General features: G+C 42.3%; 17 protein-coding genes. 14 read left to right on the top strand and 3 right to left on the bottom strand.

Going from position 1 to position 14030, the window contains the following annotated elements; translation table 11 throughout:
• The first annotated feature begins 36 nt into the window (after window positions 1-36).
• Window positions 37-792, top strand: coding sequence for an NAD(P)H-binding protein (locus tag FU659_RS01510; protein ID WP_315971257.1), 756 nt, complete (start codon window positions 37-39; stop codon window positions 790-792).
• A gap of 254 nt (window positions 793-1046) precedes the next feature.
• Here FU659_RS01510 and FU659_RS01505 read toward each other — a convergent pair whose 3' ends face one another.
• Window positions 1047-2474 (bottom strand): DUF1254 domain-containing protein, encoded by a 1428-nt coding sequence (locus tag FU659_RS01505; RefSeq protein WP_147945898.1) that lies wholly within the window; start codon window positions 2472-2474, stop codon window positions 1047-1049.
• A 187-nt stretch (window positions 2475-2661) separates the two neighbouring features.
• On the opposite strand from FU659_RS01505, the gene FU659_RS01500 reads away from it, so the two are divergent.
• The 3 genes from FU659_RS01500 (at window position 2662) to FU659_RS01490 (ending at window position 5071) form a co-directional block, all read left to right on the top strand.
• Window positions 2662-3120 carry a DUF1453 family protein gene (locus tag FU659_RS01500; RefSeq protein WP_147945897.1) on the top strand — a complete coding sequence of 153 codons (459 nt, stop codon included), beginning with the start codon at window positions 2662-2664 and terminating at the stop codon, window positions 3118-3120.
• Between the two features lie 114 nt (window positions 3121-3234).
• Window positions 3235-4410 carry a sensor histidine kinase gene (locus FU659_RS01495; protein ID WP_187273828.1) on the top strand — a complete coding sequence of 392 codons (1176 nt, stop codon included), beginning with the start codon at window positions 3235-3237 and terminating at the stop codon, window positions 4408-4410.
• Complete coding sequence (locus FU659_RS01490) at window positions 4400-5071, top strand: response regulator (RefSeq protein ID WP_187273836.1); 672 nt, start codon at window positions 4400-4402, stop codon at window positions 5069-5071. The genes FU659_RS01495 and FU659_RS01490 overlap by 11 nt, the downstream gene beginning before the upstream one ends.
• Window positions 5072-5277: 206 nt before the next feature.
• Here the strand turns inward: FU659_RS01490 and FU659_RS01485 are convergent, their stop codons facing one another.
• Complete coding sequence (locus FU659_RS01485) at window positions 5278-5964, bottom strand: TetR/AcrR family transcriptional regulator (protein WP_147945894.1); 687 nt, start codon at window positions 5962-5964, stop codon at window positions 5278-5280.
• A gap of 199 nt (window positions 5965-6163) precedes the next feature.
• Between FU659_RS01485 and FU659_RS01480 the strand changes: the two genes are divergently transcribed.
• The 10 genes from FU659_RS01480 to FU659_RS01435 all read left to right on the top strand — a co-directional run bounded on the left by FU659_RS01480 (window position 6164) and on the right by FU659_RS01435 (window position 13280).
• On the top strand, window positions 6164-7333 hold the full coding sequence (locus FU659_RS01480) for an MFS transporter (RefSeq protein ID WP_187273827.1): 1170 nt from the start codon (window positions 6164-6166) through the stop codon (window positions 7331-7333).
• A gap of 154 nt (window positions 7334-7487) precedes the next feature.
• Window positions 7488-7640, top strand: a complete 153-nt coding sequence (locus FU659_RS36215) for a hypothetical protein (protein WP_222708468.1) — start codon at window positions 7488-7490, stop codon at window positions 7638-7640.
• A gap of 230 nt (window positions 7641-7870) precedes the next feature.
• Window positions 7871-8455, top strand: a complete 585-nt coding sequence (locus tag FU659_RS01470) for a class I SAM-dependent methyltransferase (protein ID WP_147945892.1) — start codon at window positions 7871-7873, stop codon at window positions 8453-8455.
• Window positions 8456-9064, top strand: a complete 609-nt coding sequence (locus FU659_RS01465) for a DedA family protein (RefSeq protein ID WP_147945891.1) — start codon at window positions 8456-8458, stop codon at window positions 9062-9064.
• A gap of 5 nt (window positions 9065-9069) precedes the next feature.
• A complete protein-coding gene (locus FU659_RS01460; RefSeq protein ID WP_397354843.1) occupies window positions 9070-9765 on the top strand; it encodes a response regulator in 696 nt (231 codons plus the stop codon).
• A gap of 169 nt (window positions 9766-9934) precedes the next feature.
• Window positions 9935-10828 carry a HAMP domain-containing sensor histidine kinase gene (locus tag FU659_RS01455; RefSeq protein ID WP_261807546.1) on the top strand — a complete coding sequence of 298 codons (894 nt, stop codon included), beginning with the start codon at window positions 9935-9937 and terminating at the stop codon, window positions 10826-10828.
• Between the two features lie 180 nt (window positions 10829-11008).
• Window positions 11009-11380, top strand: a complete 372-nt coding sequence (locus FU659_RS01450) for a GntR family transcriptional regulator (RefSeq protein WP_147945890.1) — start codon at window positions 11009-11011, stop codon at window positions 11378-11380.
• Window positions 11373-12074 carry an ABC transporter ATP-binding protein gene (locus FU659_RS01445; RefSeq protein ID WP_147945889.1) on the top strand — a complete coding sequence of 234 codons (702 nt, stop codon included), beginning with the start codon at window positions 11373-11375 and terminating at the stop codon, window positions 12072-12074. Before FU659_RS01450 ends, FU659_RS01445 begins: the two co-directional genes overlap by 8 nt.
• Entirely contained in the window at window positions 12061-12729 is a 669-nt protein-coding gene (locus FU659_RS01440; protein WP_187273826.1) for an ABC-2 transporter permease, read from the top strand. The genes FU659_RS01445 and FU659_RS01440 overlap by 14 nt, the downstream gene beginning before the upstream one ends.
• Window positions 12726-13280 (top strand): class I SAM-dependent methyltransferase, encoded by a 555-nt coding sequence (locus FU659_RS01435; protein WP_147945887.1) that lies wholly within the window; start codon window positions 12726-12728, stop codon window positions 13278-13280. Before FU659_RS01440 ends, FU659_RS01435 begins: the two co-directional genes overlap by 4 nt.
• Window positions 13281-13326: 46 nt before the next feature.
• On the opposite strand, the gene FU659_RS01430 is transcribed toward FU659_RS01435, so the two are convergent.
• The gene (locus tag FU659_RS01430; protein ID WP_147945886.1) at window positions 13327-13995 is read right to left on the bottom strand and encodes an O-methyltransferase; all 669 of its coding nucleotides are present in this window, start codon (window positions 13993-13995) and stop codon (window positions 13327-13329) included.
• Window positions 13996-14030 lie beyond the last annotated feature (35 nt).

The following is a 14030-nucleotide window of genomic DNA, read 5'->3' as shown; positions in this document are numbered from 1 at the left end:
CTTAACTAAAATGAGTTATGGGAAGGATGAGCACCTATGTCGATAGTCATTACAGGGGCTAATGGTCAGCTAGGAAGTTTAATCATAAATTATCTCCTACAGAAAGTATCAGCCGATCAAATCATTGCCTGTGTGCGTAATACGGAGAAAGCGAATGTCTATGTTGAACAAGGAATTGAAGTGCGTTTCTGTGACTATGACCAACCTGAATCATTGGAACAAGCATTTGCAGGAGCTTCCAAGCTTTTATTGATTTCAAGTTCTTATCCTGATGATACGATTCGTATGCGCCAACATGCTCATGTCATTGAAGCAGCAAAAAAATCGAAAGTTGAGCATCTTCTTTATACAAGCTTTGCTTTTCTTGGAATCGGTACAATCTCACCTTCGCATTTGCATTTGGCAACGGAGCATGCCATTCTTACAACGGGAATCCCGCATACGTTTCTTCGAAATGCTTTGTATACTGATTTTGTTGGTGTGCTTGGTCTTGATGCAGCTATTGCTGCAGGGGAACTGATTATTTATCCCGGGAATTGGAAATTTAATACGGTGACGCGGCATGATCTCGCATTGGGCATAGCGACTGTTCTCTCTGAATCGGGTCATACGAATAAGACCTATGAGCTTACTGCGCCCCGTTCATGGAATTTCGAGGATCTAGTAATGGCTATTTCTGAACTAACCGGTACAAACGTTTCACTTCGTCAGGACCCGCAGATCCAAAATTGGATATTTGGGTTTCTACGCAAATTGATACTGCTTCAACATCAGATGATTTGGAAAGATTAATTGGCGGACCCCTTGTTACACTAAAAGAAAGCCTGAAATCTTTTATCGTTACTTCTTAAACCAAACAAAAAGCTTTTCCAATTAAGAGCGGCTAATTGAACGAAAGACGGATCTAGAATTTGCCTTAAAATCAATTCATCATCCAGTATGAAAATGGCAGCATTTTGAGAAACAGCCTTTAAACACGAGGGAATCCTCCTTGTTTAAAGGCTGTTTTTACATTATAACGACTAGAAGGGGAAGTGAACCATACATTACTGTTTTCTTTGATTCATTTGTATGACTGGTGGGACTTCGTACCTCTCCTTCAGCATAGTTGGTTTAGGGGCAAACATTCGCAAAACCAAGTTAAAGTCTCCTGCGGGTGCGGGAAGCCAATTTGACTCTTTACCCGGAGCGGGAGGTTTTTGTTGTATATATAGATCTAATGATCCATCTTGGTTATAGGTTAATCCTTTTGTTAAATTGCCGATGGCATACCGCTTGATCAGGTTTGGTATCAAATAAAAATCGGGTCCGTACAGGGTAAGTGCCCAAAATCCATACACCTGAGGTATCTGGTTCTTATTAAAATGCAGCACATACGGATTGGCCCCGTTTAATGGCTGGCCGCTTCCATCTACGAATGTGCGAGCATATAGCTCTTCCTCCGGAATATTCGCACCTAGCCCCGAGTATGCGACGATAGCACGAAGGAGGAATTGATTGCCGTACGTCCCGATTCCATATCCGATAAGCCAGCCGTTTACCGTGGGAAGATTAGTGGTAGCTTTCTCGATGATACGCTGTGCGTCTTGGGCTGCTCGGGTTAATCCGACTATTGTAGCCGCGGGCAAGGTGTTTGCATCAAATCCTTTTTGCATATCGATGCCAATAAGCTTGAATTGATCCAGCAGGACATTATCACAGGGGGGCGGAGGATTTTGTTGGATCTGTTCGGTCATGATCTGGAAGAAGCTTAAGGGGTGATTAAACGGATTGTCCGTTTTGTTTCCTGTCTGGGCCAGTTGAGGAACTTCCGTTTTTTGCGGAGCAGTCAAAGTGAATTGCTTTTCAAAAGCAACAGCAGGGGACAAATCTTCTTCACCGTCCACCTCCACACGACCAATTAGCCAGACGGAGGGGGTAGGCGCGTTCACTCTCTGCCCAGATATCTTTCCTTTCCAGTCCGGACCAACAATCGCGTATTGCCCCTGCTTATCATGAGTCGATCGGTTAGAGACATTGTGAAACGTATTCGTATAGACATCGAGCATTTGAACGGTATAATAGCGGCCGCTCTTGTTTTCAGGAACATGCAAAACGACCGGACCATTAAAAAGATCCAGCCATGCTGTGAAATAAAGCGTATTGCTGTTGGGCGTTACAATGTCTTTAAATTCAGGTGAGGCTAACGTTTGGGCAAAATAAAAATGGTTGATAGGCGCCCTTGTTTGCAGCATCATATCTTCTGTCTGCTTCGTTACAACAAGCGGATAGCCATAGATGTAAGCTTGAACGCCCAGAGAATAGGCTAATTGCTCCAGACTCCCCGAGCTTGTACTTTCCTTTTCTGACAAAGTACTCATCTGAACGTTGGATTCATGGTGTTCCTGTGCCTCTAAGGGGATGCTAACCACTGAGAAACTCGCCATGAACAACGCCGCTAGCGACGTAAATAAGACCCATTTCTGTTTTTTCATCTGGCACTCCTTGTCATTGCTATGTATTCGGCTTATCTTTTGCCCTGGATCGGTTGTTTATTCTAACTGAAGCATACATCTCCAGGTGTAGTAGAGTTGATCCTTTTATCCATCTAGGGGTGGACTTCTTTTTTTCAACGATGGCTTATGCTTGATCTATAGAATTTAATAGAAAAGAGGAGTCGCCATGCATACAACGTACGTCTACTTCATTGTCCTTATCATCGTTCTCTTACGAATGGGCAGAGAAAAAGAAATTCAGCCTTCACGGATGTGGATTACACCTGTACTTTTTATTTGGTTAGCTTATTCAAGCATTTCCCAATCGTTTAGTCTGACAATCGCTAGTTTCCTTCTGTATATTGTTTTCCTTGCGGTCGGTCTTGGTGTTGGCACATGGAGAGGAAAGATGGATAAGGTTCGTGTGAATCCCGCGTCGGGAAAAATAACCTCACAAAGCTCAATTGGCAGCATCATACTTTTTATGAGCGTTATGTTTTTGCGTTTATTGGCGGGGTATTGGGGAAAGGAACATGCTCTGGTATCATTAAGCAATGCGCTGTTATTTTTCCCTCTAGGTAATATTATCGCTCGCCGTTATGTGCTCTATAGCAGATACTTGCTGATGCAGGGGCAGCGCAGATAACCAAGGCCCTGTCGCTCGGGCAGAAAGTGTGATTGGTCAGATATGCCGCACAGACATTGGTTTGTAAAATTCATTCAAAAAGTGTCCAACCGCTCAAGGACAGTCGCCTTAAGCATGATCTTAATTGTTGTGCTTGCACAAGATATAACGAGGACTTCGACGCTCGCGGTTGCCATGGATGTTTTGCTGGGCATCGGTTATTTAGCTCTCTTTTGGACATCAAATGGATGGCTCGTTCGTAATCGCGAACGTGCGGCAGCCGTGGCCCTGCTCTGGCTGCTGACCGCATTTTCCTGGATTATATTCGGTGGATACAAGAGTACGGTTGTGCTTGTCTTCTATCTTGTTGGATACATGGCGTTAAGACTGTCAGGGAGCCTTTCGGTAGGTATGGCTGCTGCCGTCATATTGGCGGATTTAGTCATCTGGTTGTATACACCACAAGCGGATCTGAGAGAAATTGTGATGTACGCAATTATTTATACGGGGATGTATGGTTTTCTATGGGGTACTCGAACGCGACGTGAAGCCAATGAGATAAGGAAACAGCATTTTAATGAGCTCAGTGAGATGCATGCACAATTGGAGCAAGCTCACCAAGAACTTCAACTAACGCATAAGGGATTGGAAGAAGCCACAGTTCGCTCTTTGCGTTATGCTGTCCTGGAAGAGAGAACACGAATCGCTCGGGACATCCATGACAGCATTGGACATGGGTTGACTTCTGTCATCGTTCAGCTTCAGGCTTTACCATATATGATAAAAACCAACCCTTCAGAAGCTGATAACACGCTCTCCAATGTGCTGGATGTATCCCGCCGCTGTCTGACAGAGGTTCGTGCCGTTGTCCACCAAATGGCAGCAGATGATGCAGGTCTCGGCCTGCTGGCTCTAAGAAGCCTCATCCGATTAGTTCAGGAGCAAAGTGGGTTACGTATCTCGATCAGTATCACCGGAACGACTGATCCTTGGAAGCCCGAGATTTCGGAATTATTGTACCGTGTTCTACAGGAAGCGTTAACTAATGTGATTCGTCATGCGGAGGCAACGAACGTTGAGGTTTCGGTCACTGAAAGTAGGAAGGAAATTGCAATGACGATAAAGGATGATGGCCTATTTACCGGAGAGGCTCCGCCTGTGGCCGGTTTCGGCTTATCGGGTATGCGGGCGAGGTCTGAAAGAGCGGGAGGCTCCTTCTTCATGCAAACGCGGCAGCCCCATGGACTGATGTTAACCGTCAAAGTACCACTTGATAATGAGGGAAAGGAAGATGAGGCGGTTGAAAAGTAATGCGATCCGGGTAGCCATTATAGATGATCAACAGTTGGTCAGACACGGTTTGAGTTTCATCATAAATGCCCAAGAGGATATGGAAGTCATAGGTGAGGCTGCGAACGGCCGCGAAGCTGTCATTTTAGCCAATCGCTTTCGTCCTCATGTTCTGCTTATGGATGTGCAAATGCCCGAATTCAGCGGGATTGATGCTACCCGTGACATTTTGTTGGCTTTGCCGGACAGTAAAGTTGTTATCCTTACCACATTTGATTTGGAGGAATATGTGTACAATGGCATTCGTGCGGGGGCTGTCGGTTATTTGCTTAAGGACGCCGCTCCTAACGAGCTCATTGATGCCATTCGCGCCGCGTATCGGGGAGAGGCCATTTTCCGTACAGCTACTGCCGCTAAAGTCATTTCTCAGGCGATTCATTCAGCGAATGTCATTCTTGATCCAGAGTCGTCCCAAGGAGAGATGCTTGAATCCTTTACGGAGCGGGAGCTTGAGGTCCTGCAGCAAATGGCATATGGGCTGCGTAACGAAGAAATTGCAGGGAAGCTCTATATTAGCGAGAGTACGGTCAAAACCCACGTGCATCGTATCCTGCAAAAATTCGGTGTAGAGGATCGCACACAGGCTGTCGTGTATGCGATACGCAACCGGATTGTTCGATAAAGTTGAGTACACCTGAACGGCTTTGCCGTGGATGAATCGAATGGCACAAACAGGAGTCCATTTCCTTAACATCACAGCTGTCCGTGGAGAACTGTCATCGTCTATGTTCCGTATTTCGGCAGTGATACAAGGCGAATAAGAGCCCATTTGCGTTCGCGCCTCTTTATACCCCAATCGATCCAACTCTAAAAGCACAAAACCGGCAGTTACGCCGGTTTTGTGCTTTTTTTATAAGGCACGGTTATACTTTGAACGATATGGTCAATAATCGGTGTCATTCTTGAATCGTCAACAATGACTAGCTTTTCCGCTTTAAATAATTGAATCTTTTTGAAGATGTAATAATCATGCAGAACTTGTTGGAGTGATACCTGATTGAGCAGCAAATATTTAATGTTGATGATTTCTCGAAGCAGGACATCGTCTTGCAGCAAAATAAATTTCTCATTGATTTGGTTGAAAATACCACTGGTCATACCATCCTGATAGAACCCTATGGTATGCAATTCACGTTGATATAGGGCACCTTTTAACCGAGCATAGGCATCAGGATATATGACTTGAAGTTCCTTTAGAAAGACATCGGTAATATAGCCGGCAAGAATGACTGATTGCTCAAACAACTGTTGAAATCGACTTCCAAATGAGGACTCGTTATCCTCGGAGGGTTGAATGATTAGTTTATTTATATATTCCACAAAAACGTTTACAACACTCTCAATAACTTCCTCTTTTGAAGAAAAATACTTGTACATGGTAGCTCTGCTGACATCCATAGTTTTTGCAATATCATCCATTCGTAATTGTTGAAAACCTTCTTTTATGATGAAAGATATAAGCTTTTTTATTAATTTAGTTTTCGTTTTATTGTGATTGTCGTTGTATTCATCCATGGGGTTCCCTCCCTACCGCTGCCTATTATTATACACAAATCATAAAATAAAATATACGATATTTACATAATAGACAGAAAACGTGTTTTTTGTTTACTTCATCTTGATTTGGTGTTATTCTTTTTACGAAGTTAGGAATAGGGAGTGGATAACTCATGATTGATATAAAAATAAAATTGGATAGAAAGGAAGTATGAACGTGAAACTAAGCTTTAGAATCGCTTTGTTATGCTTAGCTGTAACCGCCACTTTTGCCCCTATGATTGCTGCACCGGCAGTCAAACTACTGATGGTTGATTTTCCGGATACCAGCGCGCTGCTCATTCAATGGGTTGTAACGTTATCTTCTTTATTTATTTTACCGACCTTATTTATCGCAGGTTATTTATCTAAAAAGTTTTCCAGAAAACATATTCTGCTTGTTGGGCTAATCCTCTATATTATTGGTGGAATTGGACCGTCATTTATGAACTCAATTTCCTGGATTTTAGTTTTTAGGGCCATTCTCGGTCTGAGCATCGGTTTAATTTCTCCGACCTTTAATGCCATGATTGCTGAAAATTTCCAAGGCCGGGAACGATATAGAATGAATGGCTTTGTCGCATCTGTAAATGGTATTGGGGGAGCTCTTTTCCTAACGATTGGTGGCGTTATTGCTTCGTATGGGTGGAGAAGTGTATTTTTAAGTTATTCTTACGCAATTATTTTACTTATTTTAGTAGCATTGTTTATTCCAAAGATTCCGCCAGCTCAAACAAATGAACAAAACGGCATCCAACCAAGGGCCAAAATACCCCTTATGTTCTATACCATTGCCTTGCTGAGCGGACTTCACGTCATGTTATATTTTATAATTCCAACCAGCCTCTCTTTATACTTAGGGGAGAACGGGATTGGAACGGCATCGACAGTCGGTTATTTATCGGCCTTATCGTTAATCGGTGTTTTTGGGGCTGGACTTTCCATCACTGCAATAACACGACTTTTTCAAAAAGCCCTTGTTCCTTTTGCATTGCTGGTTATAGGTCTTGGCTTTCTGCTCCTAAGCCTTGCACAATCCATGTGGATGCTTACCATTGCTGTGATCTTGATTGGCTTTGCAGAGGGAATGTTTTTCCCGATTTCCTTTAATAAAACAGCAGAACTTGTGCCTAAGCAGCGGATGACAACCGCTATCTCCTTGCTGCTTGGTTGCAACTATGTCGTCCAGTTTATTTGTCCGCTTTTCATGAAAGGCATTCAAGCTCTGTTTCATTTTTCTTCATACAGGGAAACGTTTATGCTTCTGGCCATGGCAATAGGCGTGTCCATGATCGCCTCTCTGCTTCTCATGAGAAAAGTAAATGAACAAAGTGTGCTAAATAATTGATTAAACATGCCAACAACACTGGCTATGGCAATGTCTCTTCCATCGAAGAGACGGACTACGAGGACTTCCGCGCCCAGATAGAGACTAACCTATAGGGCGTTATCAATCTCACGAAGGAAGCGAAGTTCTTTCCAAAGAGGTGACTCCACTGGGCTTGAAAGTTACGATAATTGAGCCGGGCGGCTTCCGTACCGATGGGGGAGGAGCTTCCATGAGTCATATCGAGCCGCGGGAGGAGTACCAAGACACGGTAGGTAAATTCGGTAGCAATGGCCCGATCGGCTCTTCCACAGACTATGAGGGCTAAGGCATTGGATAGGCATGTTTCTGATCTTTTCGAAAATGAAATCATCCTGTTGAACGGAAGAAAATAAGGGCAGCTCAAACCTATTCGTTAGGTTTGGGCTGTCCTTTTTAATAATCCGCTCTTCTCCTAGTTTGCTAAGAAAGATTCAGAAAAACTTCAGAAAATCCTCCCCTTTATCCGCAGATTTTTTAGATAACCTAAGAATCAGCAACCAAAGGAGGAATTTGAATATGAGTTCACTTATCGTAGCAAAGGCTCAAGAGATAGCATTGTTTCTATCCCGGTTTCTCAGAAAGCCAAACCAAATTGGGAGTGTGCTCCCCAGCTCGAAGTTCCTGGCACAGAAAATGATAGCTTCCGTTTCATGGCATCAAGTGGATAGTATGGCCGAGCTTGGCGCAGGTACGGGCGCAATTACCCAATACATTCCAAAGGCTGTGAAAAAAAATACGAAGGTTTTACTTTTTGAAAAAGATCCCTATTTGCGATCATTATTAGAAAAACGTTATAGCAATTTTTATTGCTATGAGGATTGCTGCGAACTTCAGCTTGGTATGCAGAACGAAAAAATCGAACAGCTCGATTGTATCTTATGCGGACTTCCTTTTTTTAATTTTTCTCAACCGATTCGGGATCAGCTTATGGCTCAAATTTATAAATCGCTTAAACCAGATGGGTTGTTCATTGCTTTTCAATATTCGCAGCAGATGAAAAAACAATTGAGCCAGCATTTTGATATCGAAGAGATCCTATTTGTTCCGATGAACGTCCCGCCAGCCTTTGTTTATATTTGCCGTAAAAAGGAGAGATGTTAAATGAACTATGATACGTTGACATTTCTGATTCAACATTTTGGCTATGCGGCTTTATTTTTCTCCTTATGGCTTGGGATCGTAGGTATGCCTATTCCGGATGAAGTCGTTGTTATGACAGGCGGGGCTGTAACTGTTAGCGGCTCATTAGCCTTTCTGCCGGCTTTTTTACTTACCTATTTAGGGGTTATTTCTGGGTTGTCACTAGGGTATGTACTGGGACGATTTGTAGGGACACCTATTTTCGATAAGCTTCGAAAGAAAAAGTTGGAAAAATATATTGCATTCTCGGAAAATTTAGTGCGAAAATATGGGAATAAGGCACTTTGTATCGGTTACTTCCTTCCCATTGTCAGACATGTCATGCCCTATCTGGTGGGCATTAATAAAATGAGCTTTAAACAATATGCCATGATTTCTTATTCGACAGGTTTGGTGTGGACAATGCTCTTTTTTATGGCAGGGCGATTTGTTGGTAACTATGTACATGACGTAGGATACTCGGTTTATAACTATGGTTTGAAGCTGCTATGCCTTATTATTGTCGTATTTGGATGTGTCTTCGTCATTCGAATGTTATTTCGAAGAAAACCGTCCACGGGAGGAGAATGAGATTGATGGTGAGAACCATTTTAGTTGTTGATGATGATCGAGAAATTCGGGATGTTCTTCATATCTACCTTCAGAATGAAGGATATCACGTTTGGGAAGCGGAGGATGGCACGCAGGCATTAGAAATTCTCGGGCGTGAGAAGGTCCATTTGATCATTTTGGATGTCATGATGCCCAAAATGGATGGGATCAAAGCCTGTTTAAAAATAAGAGAGGAATCAAGTATTCCGATTATTATGCTTTCTTCCAAGGAAGAATATTTGGATAAGATTACGGGTCTCTCAACGGGCGCGGACGACTACGTGACGAAGCCCTTTAATCCGCTCGAATTGATCGCAAGAGTAAAGGCTCAGTTAAGAAGACAAAATTACCTCACCGCTAATCAAGCTTCAGATGTTTCAGAAATTTGCATTGAGGATCTGATTATTCATAAGGACCATCATCGGGTGACAGTAAGAGGGAAAGAGATCGCTTTAACCCCTATTGAATTTTCCATTCTCGAATTGTTAGCTTCTTCTCTGGGGCAAGTGTTCAGTATAGATAAAATCTATCAAAACGTTTGGAAGGAGCATCACGCCTACTATTCTGAAAATACGGTTATGGTTCATATTCGAAATATTCGCGAGAAAATTGAACTTCATCCACGTGAGCCTCAGTTTATTAAAACCGTTTGGGGAGTGGGGTATAAGATTGAGAAATAAACTTTGGGGCTTTATCAACGGGAGGACCAGTCTTCGCAGTCAACTGCTATGGACTTTTGTGCTAACGCTTATGCTTTCACTTATTTCGAGTAGTCTCTTAAACAACTGGGTTATCTCATACCTCTTACCTGACCTTTCATATAAAATCATCTCGCTCATTGTTTATTTTATGTTGTTTATCAGTTTTTTCTTTTTACTGACACGCCATATTGTTCGCTATTTTAATGCAATTACGGACGGATTGAAGCATATTGCCAGTGGGAATCTGAGCTATAGACTTCCAACATCCAGATATGATGAGCTGGGGCTTGTTGCGCAGAACATTAACGAGATGGCCGAGCGCTTGCAGCAGCAAGCAGAACGTGAGCGTCAACAGGAAAAGTCGAAAATGGAGTTGATAACACATGTTTCTCACGATCTAAGAACGCCGTTAACGAGTATTATGGGCTATCTGGATTTGTTAAGGACCCGTACATTCAAGGATGAAAAGGAACAAGAACGCTACATCGAAAACTCGTTTAATAAAACCCAACAGTTGAAAAGGCTCATCGATGATTTGTTCGAATATACGCGACTAACCAATGAAGATGTTCAATTATCGTTTCAAGAAGTCAATTTCAGCAGCTTACTCGAACAAATGATTGCAGAATTCGAGCCTGTAGCCAAAGAACATGAAATCTCGATCAGCAAAAATATAAGTGGCTTACCTGTCTTGATTCGCATGGATATTGAGAAGATGGTTAGAGCTATTGATAATTTACTCATGAACGCATTGAAATTTTCTGTTAAACCAGGAGAAATTAAGCTGCAATTGCTTGTGAAGGAAAAACGGATTATCTTATTTATCGAAAATGATGGACTTCCGATCACGCAGGAGCAGGAAGTTCAATTGTTTGAGCGATTTTTTCGAATAGAGCCCTCTCAACTCGATAAACATATGCCATCTGGCTCAGGATTAGGTCTTTCTATTGCAAGAAATATTGTTGAACTACACGCGGGACGCATTTGGCTCGAATATGAGGAGGGCCATTATAGATTTGCAATTGAATTACCATTGAGTTGAAAAATGCCGGAAACCACTAGGGTTTTCGGCATTTTTTAGATTTAATGCGGCAGGAGAATTTGCGGTCAGCAAGCTAAAATGACAGTTGACATGAATGAATTTTATGTGTTACTGTATTAATTAATTAATACAGTAGAGTTGGCGGTAACATTGACATTATGTTGTTGCATGGAGGTAACAATGGAATTTAATAAGATCGAGCCGATTTATTCCCAAATTATTAACGACATTAAAATAAAGCTTTTCAATGGCACTTACAAGTTGGGGCAAGAAATTCCCTCACGCCGTGAGCTTGCGAAAACACTGGGGGTTAACCCTAATACCATTCAGAGGGCCTATAGGGAGATGGAGGAGATGAACTTGATCGTTACGTCTCGTGGACAGGGAAGTTTCATAACAAGCGATGAAGTCATACTCGAATCCCTTCGTAAAGAAGCATTCAATGCCGCGGTAAGCGAAAGTATTGAAAGCCTTAGGTCTTTTGGGCGATCAGATGAAGAAATATTAGCCATCATTAAAAGTATTTGGAGAGGGGAAAGCCGGAATGATTAAAGTGGATGACGCCGTAAAAATTTTTGGAAATAAAAAAGCTTTGAACGGTATATCTTTTTGTGCTGAAGAGGGTCAAATCATAGGATTGTTGGGGACGAACGGGGCAGGAAAATCGACGATGCTTAAAGCTATTGCAGGATTAGTGCGTTTGGATCATGGGAAAATCACTATTGACGACCAATCACACAGTCAAACCACAAGAGCGATGATGACCTATTTACCAGATGTTGATGTCTGGTATCCTTGGATGAAATTGTCCGATGCGATACGTTACATGAAAGATATTTATTGGGATTGGGACGATGAAAAGGCGCGTCATTTATTGAATTTTTTTGAATTAAAGGAAGATTGGCTTATTCACCAAGCATCCAGAGGGACGCGGGCAAAAATGAAGCTGCTGCTGGCGCTGAGTCGACAAGCTAAGTACCTGCTGCTGGATGAACCTTTTTCTGGCATCGATCCTTTTGCAAGACAGCAGATTGCCCAAGCCATTGTCGAAGATTTCATGGAAGAAGGGCAAACTATCATCATTACCACACATGAAATCTCAGAAATTGATATTATGCTCGATAAGATCCTATTTTTACACGACGGTAACCTGCTTCTTTCAGGAAATGTAGAAACATTAAAACATGAAAGAAACAAGTCACTGATAGATATTTTGAAAGAGGTGTATGATCATGCACGCATTTAGTCGCTTGCTGCTAACCGAACTGCGAAACCGAAGGAATATCATGTTGATTACGCTAGGAGCAGATGTTCTTTTGATTGCAGCAGTTACGATTCTAGCGTTTCACAGTAACTTAGATAATATGGCCTTTATGATGTTTTTAAATATAGCTGTTTTTGTAGTAGTACTTCTTATTCCGTTTATGCATGGTTTTTCTACATGGCGTGAGGAGTGGAAGCAGCATTCGATCTATCATTTATTAGCTCTTCCGGTCCCTAGAACCTACTTGCTGATAACCAAATACATCGCTATTCTAGTGGAAATATTGCTTTTATTAGCCGTAACGATTGTAGGATTATGGATCCAGCACTGGCTAAGCGACGGGGTATTATTTAGAGCTGAGCCTTTGGTCACGTTTGAGTGGTCTAAGGTGATTTTAGTCGTAAAGCTTTTTCTTACCGCGACGAGTCTTGTTTTTTTATGTTCGATGAGTACGCTTCTGGGAAAATGGATCGGCAAGCTTTCTCTTCTGGTAACCTTTCTTGCTTTTGTTGTCGGATTGTTAGTTTGGATTATCGTATTTGCGAATTGGCCTTCATTCTTAACCTTACTCATGCTTAGCCTCGTTTTCTTTGGGATAAATGTGTACTTGTTAGAAAAGAAGGTAGGTGTCGAATGAAAAAGCCATCGTTCTTCGGAGAGTTTCTCATACATGCCGGCCAAGTGGGCAGCATTATGCCCAGTTCACGGTTCTTAACCCGTAAAATGCTGCCGGTCACATTGCCATGGCACAAAATGCAACAAATCGCAGAGCTCGGTCCGGGAACAGGCGTGTTCACCAAATATATACAAAACAACATGACTTCTCAAAGTCAAATGTTCCTGTTTGAACAAAACGGTAAATTCCGAGAGGATTTGAAGCAGCGCTTTCCGGAGTTTCGCATACTTGATGATGCCTGCAAACTCAGTGAAGTCGTAAAAGAAACTGGGCGTCCTTTTGACCTGATTGTTTCTGGGCTTCCTTTTGCCAACTTTTCCGATGAATTGCAAGAACGGTTGTTTCAAATCATCAATGAGGCTTTAGCTTGTCATGGCGTTTTTATCGCATTTCAATATACACTTCTGCTGAAAAAGAAATTTCAAACGAATTTTTCTATAGCAGATGTGGGGTACACGTGCATGAATGTACCGCCTGCCTGGGTTCTTAAATGCAAAAAGATGAGGATGTAGATGCAAACGATCCAATGAGACTATTGCCTGATTGGGATGAATCCGTTCATTTAACAATCCCAATTACGAAACCATCATATCCTTTACTGCCCACAGTTTGAATGGCCGTTGCGGTAATTCTCGATTCTTCAGCCAACAGGTCAAAGAACTTTCTTACGCCATTTACACGGGGATCAAGGCTATTTTCGTTGATGACCTCGCCTTCACGGATAACATTATCTCCAATAATAACAGTTCCTGGGTGTGAAAACCGTAGAGCCCATTTTAAATAGTTGGGATTATTAGGCTTATCGGCATCAATAAAAATAAGATCAAAGGACCCCATCTCCTCTTCTTCCATTTGAGCCAATTGCTGCAAAGCATCCCCGACTCGAAGCTCCACAACACCATCCATTTGAGCAAGGGATATGTTGGCTTGAGCTACTTTAGCATGAAGCGGGTCAAACTCGATTGTGATTAATTGTCCGTCAGAAGGTAGTGCTCTCGCTAACCAAATTGTACTGTAACCTCCTAATGTACCGATCTCCAGTATGCGCTTGGCGCCTTGCATGTGGGCTAATATATGCAATAATTTCCCTTGGCTTGGCGATACATCATAAGGGGGTAACCCTGCTTGCTGATTGGCTGCCAACACTTTTTCCAGAATAGAATCATGGGGAATGAGGTGCTCTGAAATATATTGATCTACTTTATCCCAAGTGCTCGTTTGATTCATGATCATCACATCTCCTCATTCATTTTTAACTTCTG

The organism is Paenibacillus sp. N3.4 (genome assembly GCF_008017805.1).
In the GTDB taxonomy this organism is placed as follows: Bacteria; Bacillota; Bacilli; order Paenibacillales; family NBRC-103111; genus Paenibacillus_E.
Note: the sequence above shows the minus strand (reverse complement) of the source record. Positions and strands in the feature narration are given on the sequence as shown.

What these genes read in the sequence shown, in the direction of transcription:
- FU659_RS01445 (WP_147945889.1), top strand. Translation starts at nt 11,373, where the DNA reads ATGATTAAAGTGGATGACGCCGTAAAAATTTTTGGAAATAAAAAAGCT.
- FU659_RS01460 (WP_397354843.1), top strand. Translation starts at nt 9,070, where the DNA reads ATGGTGAGAACCATTTTAGTTGTTGATGATGATCGAGAAATTCGGGAT.
- FU659_RS01465 (WP_147945891.1), top strand. Translation starts at nt 8,456, where the DNA reads ATGAACTATGATACGTTGACATTTCTGATTCAACATTTTGGCTATGCG.
- FU659_RS01470 (WP_147945892.1), top strand. Translation starts at nt 7,871, where the DNA reads ATGAGTTCACTTATCGTAGCAAAGGCTCAAGAGATAGCATTGTTTCTA.
- FU659_RS01485 (WP_147945894.1), bottom strand. Translation starts at nt 5,964, where the DNA reads ATGGATGAATACAACGACAATCACAATAAAACGAAAACTAAATTAATA.
- FU659_RS01430 (WP_147945886.1), bottom strand. Translation starts at nt 13,995, where the DNA reads ATGAATCAAACGAGCACTTGGGATAAAGTAGATCAATATATTTCAGAG.
- FU659_RS01450 (WP_147945890.1), top strand. Translation starts at nt 11,009, where the DNA reads ATGGAATTTAATAAGATCGAGCCGATTTATTCCCAAATTATTAACGAC.
- FU659_RS01505 (WP_147945898.1), bottom strand. Translation starts at nt 2,474, where the DNA reads ATGAAAAAACAGAAATGGGTCTTATTTACGTCGCTAGCGGCGTTGTTC.
- FU659_RS01455 (WP_261807546.1), top strand. Translation starts at nt 9,935, where the DNA reads ATGTTGTTTATCAGTTTTTTCTTTTTACTGACACGCCATATTGTTCGC.
- FU659_RS01500 (WP_147945897.1), top strand. Translation starts at nt 2,662, where the DNA reads ATGCATACAACGTACGTCTACTTCATTGTCCTTATCATCGTTCTCTTA.
- FU659_RS01440 (WP_187273826.1), top strand. Translation starts at nt 12,061, where the DNA reads ATGCACGCATTTAGTCGCTTGCTGCTAACCGAACTGCGAAACCGAAGG.
- FU659_RS01510 (WP_315971257.1), top strand. Translation starts at nt 37, where the DNA reads ATGTCGATAGTCATTACAGGGGCTAATGGTCAGCTAGGAAGTTTAATC.
- FU659_RS01435 (WP_147945887.1), top strand. Translation starts at nt 12,726, where the DNA reads ATGAAAAAGCCATCGTTCTTCGGAGAGTTTCTCATACATGCCGGCCAA.
- FU659_RS01495 (WP_187273828.1), top strand. Translation starts at nt 3,235, where the DNA reads ATGATCTTAATTGTTGTGCTTGCACAAGATATAACGAGGACTTCGACG.